This window comes from Kribbella sp. NPDC048915 (genome assembly GCF_040649595.1).
Taxonomy (GTDB): domain Bacteria; phylum Actinomycetota; class Actinomycetes; order Propionibacteriales; family Kribbellaceae; genus Kribbella.
In genome coordinates this window covers 1-10,975 of sequence record NZ_JBEZFT010000134.1, presented here as the reverse complement: position 1 = coordinate 10,975, position 10,975 = coordinate 1, and the positions used below count along the sequence as shown (strand labels likewise).

Annotated in this window: 12 protein-coding genes; all 12 read left to right on the top strand. The window is 67.4% G+C overall.

Annotated features, from left to right (window positions below; translation table 11 throughout):
• The first annotated feature begins 620 nt into the window (after nucleotides 1-620).
• A complete protein-coding gene (locus AB0B82_RS34830) occupies nucleotides 621-1,961 on the top strand; it encodes a nuclear transport factor 2 family protein (RefSeq protein WP_360178672.1) in 1,341 nt (446 codons plus the stop codon).
• Between the two features lie 706 nt (nucleotides 1,962-2,667).
• Nucleotides 2,668-3,042 carry a 30S ribosomal protein S12 gene (rpsL, locus tag AB0B82_RS34825; protein ID WP_141854829.1) on the top strand — a complete coding sequence of 125 codons (375 nt, stop codon included), beginning with the start codon at nucleotides 2,668-2,670 and terminating at the stop codon, nucleotides 3,040-3,042.
• On the top strand, nucleotides 3,042-3,512 hold the full coding sequence (rpsG, locus tag AB0B82_RS34820) for a 30S ribosomal protein S7 (RefSeq protein ID WP_360178668.1): 471 nt from the start codon (nucleotides 3,042-3,044) through the stop codon (nucleotides 3,510-3,512). Before rpsL ends, rpsG begins: the two co-directional genes overlap by 1 nt.
• 71 nt (nucleotides 3,513-3,583) lie before the next feature.
• Nucleotides 3,584-5,695, top strand: a complete 2,112-nt coding sequence (fusA, locus tag AB0B82_RS34815; protein ID WP_360178665.1) for an elongation factor G — start codon at nucleotides 3,584-3,586, stop codon at nucleotides 5,693-5,695.
• 75 nt (nucleotides 5,696-5,770) lie between these two features.
• Entirely contained in the window at nucleotides 5,771-6,964 is a 1,194-nt protein-coding gene (gene tuf / locus AB0B82_RS34810) for an elongation factor Tu (RefSeq protein WP_360178662.1), read from the top strand.
• Nucleotides 6,965-7,323: 359 nt separating this feature from the next.
• Nucleotides 7,324-7,632, top strand: coding sequence for a 30S ribosomal protein S10 (rpsJ, locus tag AB0B82_RS34805; protein WP_012923688.1), 309 nt, complete (start codon nucleotides 7,324-7,326; stop codon nucleotides 7,630-7,632).
• Between the two features lie 16 nt (nucleotides 7,633-7,648).
• Nucleotides 7,649-8,305 carry a 50S ribosomal protein L3 gene (gene rplC / locus AB0B82_RS34800; RefSeq protein ID WP_360178659.1) on the top strand — a complete coding sequence of 219 codons (657 nt, stop codon included), beginning with the start codon at nucleotides 7,649-7,651 and terminating at the stop codon, nucleotides 8,303-8,305.
• Nucleotides 8,302-8,994 (top strand): 50S ribosomal protein L4, encoded by a 693-nt coding sequence (gene rplD / locus AB0B82_RS34795; RefSeq protein ID WP_360178656.1) that lies wholly within the window; start codon nucleotides 8,302-8,304, stop codon nucleotides 8,992-8,994. The genes rplC and rplD overlap by 4 nt, the downstream gene beginning before the upstream one ends.
• Nucleotides 8,991-9,296, top strand: coding sequence for a 50S ribosomal protein L23 (rplW, locus tag AB0B82_RS34790; protein ID WP_360178653.1), 306 nt, complete (start codon nucleotides 8,991-8,993; stop codon nucleotides 9,294-9,296). Before rplD ends, rplW begins: the two co-directional genes overlap by 4 nt.
• Nucleotides 9,296-10,129 (top strand): 50S ribosomal protein L2, encoded by an 834-nt coding sequence (gene rplB / locus AB0B82_RS34785; RefSeq protein ID WP_360178651.1) that lies wholly within the window; start codon nucleotides 9,296-9,298, stop codon nucleotides 10,127-10,129. The genes rplW and rplB overlap by 1 nt, the downstream gene beginning before the upstream one ends.
• Nucleotides 10,130-10,144: 15 nt before the next feature.
• The gene (gene rpsS, locus AB0B82_RS34780; protein ID WP_131361012.1) at nucleotides 10,145-10,426 is read left to right on the top strand and encodes a 30S ribosomal protein S19; all 282 of its coding nucleotides are present in this window, start codon (nucleotides 10,145-10,147) and stop codon (nucleotides 10,424-10,426) included.
• A gap of 54 nt (nucleotides 10,427-10,480) precedes the next feature.
• A partial coding sequence (gene rplV, locus AB0B82_RS34775) for a 50S ribosomal protein L22 (protein WP_360178647.1) occupies nucleotides 10,481-10,975 on the top strand: 495 nt, incomplete at its 3' end.

The following is a 10,975-nucleotide window of genomic DNA, read 5'->3' as shown; positions in this document are numbered from 1 at the left end:
GGTGGTTGACCCCCCAACGGGGGGGTCACCCCCGTCGTTGTGGGTTCCGCACCCTTCACACGGGTCAGGAACCCACAACACGGTGGGTGAACCCATCGTGCGGGGACGCGCGCGGCGTCCAGCGCGGGCGTCGGCCTGGTCACCCGGAACCACCCACGGATCGGATCGGTCACAAGAGAGATCCCCCGCGCGGGAGTCACACAGCCGAACCCGCGGTGTCGTGCCCGCCGGTCGCTGCTCCTGGAGCTCAGATACCTGATCGGCTTGTGTTCCTGGAGAGCTCGGATACCTGATCGGCTTGGGCACCTGGACAGCTCAGGCACCTGGAGAGCTCGGATACCTGATCGGCTTGGGCACCTGGACAGCTCGGATACCTGATCGGCTTGGGCACCTGGACAGCTCGGGCACCTGGACAGCTCACAGCCGAACAGTTGCCGGTGGGCGCCGCCGCAGGACGCCTGGCCACCACCCATCGGGCACACGAGTCGGGTGTCCGCCGCAGGTGCAGGCGACATCGGGGCGAGGGAATTCGCGGTTCTCCGACGACCTTGGCGGGAGGTCTGGAAAAGACACTCGGGGTGGCGGCTGAAAGTGTGCGCGGGATACGCCAAGATTGGTCCATGACGGATCTGCCGGCCTACCTGCGGCCTTTCGTCTTGGGGGTTCTGGAAGGTTCTGACGTACGTGTCGATCGCGTGGGGGAGATCGACCTGTACCGCCCGCCCGGTACCGCCCGAGGCGGCGCGATTCTCTTTGTGCACGGGGGACCCGGACCGGCCGGCCTCGAGGTGATGCCTCGGGACTGGCCGGTCTACAAGGGCTACGCGACGGCTGCCGCCAGACGAGGTCTGGTGGCCGCGGTCGTCGACCACAGCCTGATCCACGGTCTGGACCGCCTGGTCGAGGCCGCGGACGAGGTGGAGGCCGCGGTCGGCGTACTGCGCACGGATCCACGGGTCGACCCCGATCGGGTCGGCTTGTGGTTCTTCTCCGGCGCCGGCCTGCTGGCCGGGGAGTGGCTGGACAGCCGCCCCGACTGGCTGCGCTTCGTGGCCTTGTCCTACCCCCTGCTCGCCACCCCGCCCGGTGTCGACGACCTGGTATCCGCCGCCGACGTGATCGGCAACAACAAGGACCTGCCGGTGCTGCTGACCAGAGCTGGACTCGAGCGTGAGGAGCTCGCCGGTCCGGTAGCGGAGTTCGTCTCCGCGGGCGGCGCCGCGCTGGACATCATCGACGTACCGAAAGGGCATCACGGGTTCGACATGCTCGACCACACCGAAGAATCACGCGCCGCGGTCACCAAGGCCCTGGACTGGGCGATCGCCCATCTGGGCGAGGAACCCGGCGACGACACCAAGCTCCTCGTTCCCCCTCCGGCCAGGAAGAAGACCACCACCACCTCGACCCGCCGTCCGGCGCCGGCCGCGAAGACCGCCGCCAAGACCACGGCGCCGAAGCGGCCTGCCGCCAAGAGCGCTGTCCCGGTGCAGGAGTCACCGGCCCCGGCTGAACCCGCCGCTCAGCCGCAGCCCGTGGAACCCGCACCTGCCACGCCCGCGCCGGCATCTGCCGCCGCAGCTGGTCCGATGCCGCTGGCCGAGCTCGGCGCAGCGACAGTGGCCGCGGTCACCGCGGACACCCCGGCTGCGCGGGTCGTCCAGCGCGAGCACGCGGCGTACGACGCCCACGATCTCGAGGCGTTTCTCGCCATGTATTCACCGACCGCCCGGATCCTGCACGCGGACGGCGCCGAACTGAAGGGCCGCCGGTTCCTCCGCGAGTACTACCGGGCACGCTTCGAAGCCGGCAGTTGCAAGACTGATGTCCTGCAGCGGCTGATGCTGGGGGAGTGGGTGGTGGAGCACGTCGTCACCTACGACGACGGCGGCACGACCCCGCAGCTGGCGCTGTACCGGGTCGTCGACGGGCTGATCACCGACGTCGAGTTCCGCGCCTGACTCACCGTCCGAAGGGGCGGCCACCGAGCCGGTGGCCGCCCCTTCGGTCTACCCAGGGATGAGACGGTCATCCACTGGGTGGACCCGACCCGGCCGGACCCTTCACTGGCCGATCGGCACGGCAGGGCAATTCCGCCGCGATTGCGGTGGAATTGCCGTTCTCCCAGGGGCTGCGTGATCGAGCGTTGTGCGGGCCACGCGTCGCTGCGGGTGGTCTCGCCGGCAGGTCGGCGTACGGGCCACCGGCAACGGCGACGAAGGGGCGCTGAAGCCTGTGGCACAAGGGAATTCGCCGCGTCGACAGAGCCGGACAGTGGGCGTTTCGAGGGTGCGGCCAACGGCTCTGGAAGCGCTTGCCGTGGACCGTTCCAAGGGTCCCTCGAGCCCTGCTGGTGGGCAGCGATTTCCCAGCTGGTCAAGGCATTCCGTAGGCCCTGTACACTGGTCAGGCGGAAGGCTCTCCATCACGGTTGATTACTCATTTTGACCGTGCCAAAGCCACCCGCTAGTCTTAACGATCGTGCCCGGGTCCTCCTGGGCCGTCATGCGTGCCCCTCGTTCAACGGGTCGGGCCGCGTGGTACGGGACTCCTGCCGACAATCTGGAAGATTACGGCGTCGGTCTTCTCGTGCGCACGCGACACACCCGACCGCGGGGGTCAGGTAAAGCGACAAAACCAGCCGGACGACAGAAAGAGACCTACGCGGTGCCCACCATTCAGCAGCTGGTCCGCAAGGGCCGCCAGGACAAGGTGTCCAAGAACAAGACGCCGGCCCTGAAGGGTTCACCTCAGCGTCGTGGTGTGTGCACGCGCGTCTACACGACCACGCCGAAGAAGCCGAACTCGGCGCTTCGCAAGGTTGCGCGTGTCCGCCTGACCAGCGGCATCGAGGTCACCGCCTACATTCCCGGCGTCGGCCACAACCTGCAGGAGCACTCGATCGTGCTCGTCCGTGGCGGTCGTGTGAAGGACCTCCCCGGTGTCCGGTACAAGATCATCCGCGGTTCGCTCGACACCCAGGGTGTGAAGAACCGGAAGCAGGCTCGCAGCCTCTACGGCGCGAAGAAGGAGAAGAGCTAATGCCGCGCAAGGGCCCGGCCCCGAAGCGCCCGGTCATCATCGACCCGGTCTACGGTTCGCCGCTCGTCACCCAGTTGATCTCCAAGATCCTGGTCGACGGCAAGAAGCAGATCGCCCAGCGGATCGTGTACGACGCGCTCGAGGGCACCCGGGCGAAGACCGGTACCGACCCGGTGATCACGCTCAAGCGTGCGCTGGACAACGTCAAGCCGAGCATCGAGGTGAAGAGCCGCCGCGTCGGTGGCGCCACCTACCAGGTGCCGATCGAGGTCAAGCCGGGCCGGTCGACGACGCTGGCGCTGCGCTGGCTGACGATGTACTCGCGGGCTCGTCGCGAGAAGACCATGTCCGAGCGACTGATGAACGAGATCCTGGACGCCTCCAACGGTCTCGGCGCGTCGGTGAAGCGCCGCGAGGACACGCACAAGATGGCCGAAGCCAACAAGGCTTTCGCCCACTACCGCTGGTGATCCGGGGTCCGATCCGGACCCCAGCGCTCACCCCCTGACGCAGTACAGAATCTGAGAGGTAGACCACCGAGGTGGCCGTACAAATCACCACCGACCTGGCCAAGGTCCGCAACATCGGGATCATGGCTCACATCGACGCCGGCAAGACGACGACGACCGAGCGGATCCTCTTCTACACCGGCATCACCTACAAGATCGGTGAGGTCCACGAGGGCGCCGCCACCATGGACTGGATGGAGCAGGAGCAGGAGCGCGGCATCACGATCACGTCCGCCGCGACGACCTGCACCTGGAAAGACCACACCATCAACATCATCGACACCCCGGGCCACGTCGACTTCACCGTCGAGGTGGAGCGTTCGCTGCGCGTGCTCGACGGTGCGGTCGCGGTGTTCGACGGTGTCGCCGGTGTCGAGCCGCAGTCCGAGACCGTGTGGCGCCAGGCGGACCGGTACGGCGTGCCGCGGATCTGCTTCGTCAACAAGCTCGACCGCACCGGCGCCGAGTTCATGCGCTGCGTCGACATGATCAAGGACCGCCTGGGCGCGGTGCCGCTGGTCATGCAGCTGCCGATCGGGGCCGAGTCCGACTTCATCGGCGTTGTCGACCTGGTCGGCATGCGCGCGCTGACCTGGCGCGGCGAGACCAAGCTCGGTGAGGACTTCACGGTCGAGGAGATCCCGGCCACCCACACGGAGCTGGCGGCCGAGTGGCGCGACAAGCTGATCGAGACCGTCGCCGAGGCCGACGACGAGATCATGGAGCTCTACCTGGAGGGCGAGGAGCCGACCCAGGAGCAGCTGAAGGCCGGCATCCGCCGCGCGACCCTGGCCAGCAAGCTGACCCCGGTGCTGACCGGCACCGCCTTCAAGAACAAGGGCGTCCAGCCGCTGCTCGACGCGGTCAACGACTACCTGCCGAGCCCGATCGACGTCCCGGCCATCGAGGGCCACGACGTCAAGGACGCCGAGCAGGTCGTGCTCCGCAAGCCGGACGACAGCGAGCCGTTCTCGGCGCTGGCGTTCAAGATCGCGGCCGACCCACACCTGGGCAAGCTGACCTTCATCCGGGTGTATTCCGGCAAGCTCGAGGCGGGTTCGCAGGTGCTGAACCCGACCAAGGGCCGCAAGGAGCGGATCGGCAAGATCTACCGGATGCACGCGAACAAGCGTGAGGAGATCGCGTCGATCGGCGCCGGCCACATCGTCGCCGTGATGGGCCTGAAGGACACCACCACCGGTGAGACGCTGGCCGACCCGGCGAACCCGGTCGTGCTCGAGTCGATGCAGTTCCCGGCCCCGGTGATCTCGGTCGCCATCGAGCCGAAGTCGAAGGGCGACCAGGAGAAGCTGGGCGTCGCGATCCAGCGGCTCGCCGAGGAGGACCCGACCTTCCAGGTCCGGACCGACGAGGACACCGGCCAGACCATCATCGCCGGCATGGGCGAACTGCACCTCGAGGTGCTGGTCGACCGGATGAAGCGTGAGTTCCGGGTCGAGGCGAACGTCGGCAAGCCGCAGGTCGCCTACCGCGAGACCATCACCAAGAAGGTCGAGAAGGTCGACTACACGCACAAGAAGCAGACCGGTGGTTCGGGTCAGTTCGGTCGCGTGATCATCGACATCGAGCCCACGTCGGTCGAGGCCGGCGGCGAGGGCGGCTACGAGTTCGTCAACGCCGTCACCGGTGGCCGGATCCCGCGGGAGTACATCCCGTCGGTGGACGAGGGCTGCCAGGAGGCGATGGAGTTCGGCGTACTGGCCGGCTACCCGATGGTGGACGTGAAGGTGACGCTGCAGGACGGCGCCTACCACGACGTCGACTCCTCGGAGCTCGCCTTCAAGATCGCCGGTTCGATGGCCTTCAAGGAGGCCGCGCGCCGGGCCGGTCCGGTCATCCTGGAGCCGATGTTCGCCGTCGAGGTGACGACGCCCGAGGACTACATGGGCGACGTGATCGGCGACCTCAACTCCCGCCGTGGCCAGATCCAGCAGATGGACGAGGGCCCCGGTGGCAGCCGGGTCGTCAAGGCTCTGGTTCCGTTGTCGGAGATGTTCGGGTATGTCGGTGACCTGCGGTCGAAGACCCAGGGACGCGCGTCGTACTCGATGCAGTTCGATTCCTACGCCGAGGTTCCGAAGAACGTGGCGGAAGAGATCATCAAGAAGGCCCGGGGCGAGTAACCTCTCGCTCCTGACCAACCACACCCCAAGAGCGTCGGCGTACGGCGTAGTCAACATTTATCTAGGAGGGCCCCAGTGGCGAAGGCGAAGTTCGAGCGGACTAAGCCGCACGTCAACATCGGCACCATCGGTCACATCGACCACGGTAAGACCACGCTTACCGCGGCGATCACCAAGGTGCTGCACGACAAGTACCCGGACCTCAACGAGGCGTCGGCGTTCGATCAGATCGACAAGGCGCCGGAAGAGCGCCAGCGCGGTATCACCATCTCGATCGCGCACGTCGAGTACCAGACCGAGGCCCGGCACTACGCCCACGTCGACTGCCCGGGGCACGCGGACTACATCAAGAACATGATCACCGGTGCGGCCCAGATGGACGGTGCGATCCTGGTCGTCGCCGCCACCGACGGCCCGATGCCGCAGACGCGTGAGCACGTGCTGCTCGCCCGTCAGGTCGGCGTGCCGGCGATGGTCGTCGCCCTGAACAAGTGCGACATGGTCGACGACGAGGAGATCCTGGAGCTCGTCGAGCTCGAGGTCCGCGAGCTGCTCTCCGAGCAGGAGTTCGACGGCGACAACGCGCCGATCGTCCGCGTGGCCGCGCACCCGGCGCTGCAGGGTGACGCCAAGTGGGGCGAGTCGATCGTCGAGCTGATGAACGCGGTCGACTCCTACATCCCGCAGCCGGAGCGCGAGATCGACAAGCCGTTCCTGATGCCGGTGGAGGACGTCTTCACCATCACCGGTCGCGGTACGGTCATCACCGGCCGGATCGAGCGCGGTGTCATCAAGGTCAACGAGACCGTCGACATCGTCGGCATCCGTCCGGAGAAGCAGACCACCACGGTCACCGGTATCGAGATGTTCCGCAAGCTGCTGGACGAGGGCCAGGCCGGTGAGAACGTCGGTCTGCTGCTGCGTGGCACCAAGCGCGAGGACGTCGAGCGCGGCATGGTCGTCATCAAGCCGGGCACCACGACCCCGCACACGCAGTTCGAGGCGTCGGTCTACATCCTGTCGAAGGAGGAGGGCGGCCGGCACACGCCGTTCTTCCAGAACTACCGCCCGCAGTTCTACTTCCGCACCACCGACGTCACCGGTGTCGTCACGCTGCCCGAGGGCACCGAGATGGTCATGCCGGGCGACAACACCGACATGACGGTCGAGCTGATCCAGCCGATCGCCATGGAGGAGGGTCTGAAGTTCGCGATCCGCGAAGGTGGCCGCACCGTCGGCGCCGGCCGGGTCACCAAGATCATCAAGTGATCTCATGAGGTCCGCGAGGGCTCGAAACTGAGCCCCGCGGACCTCTGCTTTGCGCCCGATCCGGCGCTCAGGTGGTACCGGATCGGGGCGTGAAGCCCCCGATTGGCGTTCCGGCGCCGATCTCTGGCACAATATTCAGGTTGCTCAGGCGAGGCCGCCGGGGTGCGCCCCAGATCTTCTTGATCTGGCTGGTGCGCCGGACCGGAGACCATGCCGAGGTTCCGGTCCGAGACCGGGCCCCGATCACCATCCCAAGTTGAGGAATCGGTGAGTCACGTGCGAGCTCCGCACGCGACACACCCGACCGCGGGGGTCGGAGCAACGCACCGAAAGACGATAGAGAAGGACGAAGCGAAGCGATGGCGGGACAGAAGATCCGCATCCGGCTGAAGGCCTACGACCACGAGGTCATCGACAGCTCGGCGCGCAAGATTGTCGACACGGTGACGCGTACTGGTGCGAAGGTTGCTGGCCCGGTGCCGTTGCCGACGGAAAAGAACGTGTTCTGCGTCATCCGCTCGCCGCACAAGTACAAGGACAGCCGCGAGCACTTCGAGATGCGCACCCACAAGCGGCTCATCGACATCATCGACCCCACGCCGAAGACCGTTGACTCGCTGATGCGTCTCGACCTGCCGGCCGGTGTCGACATCGAGATCAAGCTCTGAGGACGCGGAAAGACCAATGAGCACTGTGAAGAACACGCGCGGTCTGCTGGGCACCAAGCTCGGTATGACCCAGACCTGGGACGAGAACAACCGCGTCGTCCCCGTCACCGTGGTCCAGGCCGGCCCCTGCGTGGTCACCGGCGTGCGCACCTCCGACCGCGACGGCTACGACGGCGTCCAGATCGCCTACGGCGACATCGACCCGCGCAAGGTGACCAAGCCTCTGCGCGGCCACTTCGACAAGGCGGGTGTGACGCCGCGGCGGCACCTGCTCGAGCTGCGCACCGCCGACGCCAGTGAGTACAACCTGGGTCAGGAGCTGAAGGCCGAGACCTTCGCCGCCGGCGAGCGGGTCGACGTCTCCGCGACCAGCAAGGGCAAGGGTTTCGCCGGTGTCATGAAGCGCCACGGCTTCGGTGGTCTGCGGGCCACCCACGGTGTGCACAAGAAGCACCGTTCGCCGGGCTCCATCGGCGGCTGCGCCACCCCGGGCCGGGTCTTCAAGGGCCTCCGGATGGCCGGCCGGATGGGCCGCGAGAACGTGACCACGCAGAACGTGGCCGTGCACGCGGTGGACACCGAGCGCGGTCTGATCCTGCTGAAGGGTGCGGTTCCCGGTCCCAAGGGCGGCCTGGTGCTGATCCGCAACGCCGCGAAGGGAGCTGCGAAGTGAGCACCGTCGACGTCGTCGCCGTGAACGGCGACAAGGTCAGCAAGAAGGGTTCCGCCGAGCTTCCGGCCGAGCTGTTCGACGTTCAGGTCAACGTGCCGCTGATCCACCAGGTCGTGGTGGCCCAGCTGGCCGCGGCCCGTCAGGGCACGCACAAGACCAAGACCCGTGGCGAGGTGTCCGGCGGTGGCGCTAAGCCGTACCGCCAGAAGGGCACCGGTCGCGCCCGGCAGGGTTCGACCCGCGCGCCGCAGTTCACCGGCGGTGGCGTCGTCCACGGCCCGGTGCCGCGTGACTACAGCCAGCGGACCCCGAAGAAGATGATCGCCGCCGCGCTCCGCGGTGCGCTGTCCGACCGGGCCCGCGACGGCCGCGTGCACGTCGTGGAGAAGTTCGTCGACGGCGACAAGCCGTCCACCAAGGCCGCGCTGAAGGTGCTGGCCGAGGCTGCCGAGCCGGGCAAGCTGCTGGTGGTCGTCGAGCGTGCCGACGAGCTCAGCTGGCTGAGCCTGCGCAACGTGCAGCACATCCACCTGATCGCCGCCGACCAGCTGAACGCGTACGACGTGCTGGTCAGCGACGCGGTCGTGTTCACCAAGGGAGCCCTGGACACCTTCGTGGCCGGCGCCCCCAAGGGCAAGTCCGTCAAGGCCGTCGCCACGTCGACCGAGGCCGAGGAGGGAGACGCATGAGCCACGGAGTCAACAAGGACCCCCGCGACGTGCTGCTCCGGCCGGTCGTGAGCGAGAAGAGCTACGGCCTGCTGGACGAGCAGAAGTACACGTTCGAGGTGGACCCGCGGGCCAACAAGACCGAGATCAAGCTCGCGGTCGAGAAGGTCTTCAAGGTCAAGGTCAGCGACGTCAACACCATCAACCGCAAGGGCAAGCGCCGCCGGACCCGGTCCGGCTGGGGCAAGCGCCCGGACACCAAGCGGGCGATCGTGACCCTCAAGGGTGACGACCGCATCGACATCTTCGGAGGCCAGTCGTAATGGGAATCCGCAAGTACAAGCCGACGACGCCGGGCCGCCGTGGCTCGAGCGTGGCCGACTTCGTCGAGCTCACCCGTTCGACCCCCGAGAAGTCGCTGCTGCGTCCGCTGCCCAAGAAGGGCGGCCGGAACAACTCCGGCAAGATCACCACCCGGCACCACGGTGGCGGTCACAAGCGGGCGTACCGGCTGATCGACTTCAAGCGGTACGACAAGGACGGCGTGCCGGCGAAGGTCGCGCACATCGAGTACGACCCGAACCGGACCGCGCGGATCGCGCTGCTGCACTACGTGGACGGCGAGAAGCGCTACATCCTCGCCCCGTCCAACCTGCGCCAGGGCACGATCGTCGAGAACGGCCCGTCCGCGGACATCAAGATCGGCAACAACCTGCCGCTGCGCAACATCCCGGTCGGCTCCACGGTGCACGCCGTCGAGCTGCGTCCGGGCGGTGGCGCCAAGATGGGCCGCTCGGCGGGTGCCAGCATCCAGCTGGTCGCGAAGGAAGGCCGGATGGCCACCCTGCGGATGCCGTCCGGCGAGGTCCGGATGGTCGACGTGCGCTGCCGCGCCACCCTCGGTGAGGTCGGCAACGGCGAGCAGTCGAACATCAACTGGGGCAAGGCGGGCCGGATGCGCTGGAAGGGCAAGCGCCCGACCGTCCGCGGTGTCGCGATGAACCCGGTCGACCACCCGCACGGTGGTGGTGAGGGCAAGACCTCGGGTGGTCGCCACCCGGTGTCCCCGTGGGGCCAGCCGGAAGGCCGGACCCGTACCCGCAAGGAAAGCGACCGCATGATCGTCCGGCGTCGCAAGGCCGGCAAGAAGCGCTGATAGGGAGCCGGCCAGATGCCACGCAGTTTGAAGAAGGGCCCGTTCGTCGACCACCACCTGATGAAGAAGGTGGAGGTGCAGAACGAGAAGGGCACCAAGAACGTCATCAAGACCTGGTCCCGCCGATCGATGATCGTGCCGGACATGATCGGACACACGCTGGCGGTGCACGACGGCCGCAAGCACGTACCGGTGTTCGTGACGGACGCGATGGTCGGGCACAAGCTCGGCGAGTTCGCGCCGACCCGGACGTTCAAGGGTCACGAGAAGGACGACCGGAAGTCACGGCGTCGCTGACCCCCAGGGGATCAGTGACGAAGCGAAAGCAACCTACGGAGAGATTCGAACATCATGAGCGTTCAAGAGCGTAGGGCGATCAGCGCCCGTCGCGAGAGCCTGCTGGGCGAGCAGCCCGGGGCCTTCGCGGTCGCGCGCTTCGTCCGCGTGACGCCGATGAAGGCGCGCCGCGTGGTCGACCTGGTGCGCGGTCTGGGCGTCGACGACGCACTCGCCACTCTGAAGTTCGCCCCGCAGGCCGCTGCCGCGACCGTGTACAAGGTCGTCGACAGCGCCGCGGCGAACGCCGAGGGCACCGAACACCTGAACCGCGCCGACCTGGTCGTGGCGAAGGCCTTCGTGGACGAGGGTCCGACGCTGAAGCGTCACCGCCCGCGTGCCCAGGGCCGGGCCACCCGGATCGACAAGCGGACCAGCCACATCACCGTGGTCGTCACGCCGCGCGAAGAGGCCGAGCCGGTCGAGAAGGCCCCGGCCAAGAAGGCGGCCGCGAAGAAGTCCGCGGACGAGAGCACGGAGGCCGCCTCGGCCAAAGTAAAAGCATGCGGC

Excerpts from the sequence above, each read along its gene's own strand:
- rplC (WP_360178659.1), top strand. The coding sequence starts at position 7,649 with ATGAGCACTGTGAAGAACACGCGCGGTCTGCTGGGCACCAAGCTCGGT.
- rpsG (WP_360178668.1), top strand. The coding sequence starts at position 3,042 with ATGCCGCGCAAGGGCCCGGCCCCGAAGCGCCCGGTCATCATCGACCCG.
- rplW (WP_360178653.1), top strand. The coding sequence starts at position 8,991 with ATGAGCCACGGAGTCAACAAGGACCCCCGCGACGTGCTGCTCCGGCCG.
- rpsJ (WP_012923688.1), top strand. The coding sequence starts at position 7,324 with ATGGCGGGACAGAAGATCCGCATCCGGCTGAAGGCCTACGACCACGAG.
- AB0B82_RS34830 (WP_360178672.1), top strand. The coding sequence starts at position 621 with ATGACGGATCTGCCGGCCTACCTGCGGCCTTTCGTCTTGGGGGTTCTG.
- rplB (WP_360178651.1), top strand. The coding sequence starts at position 9,296 with ATGGGAATCCGCAAGTACAAGCCGACGACGCCGGGCCGCCGTGGCTCG.
- rpsS (WP_131361012.1), top strand. The coding sequence starts at position 10,145 with ATGCCACGCAGTTTGAAGAAGGGCCCGTTCGTCGACCACCACCTGATG.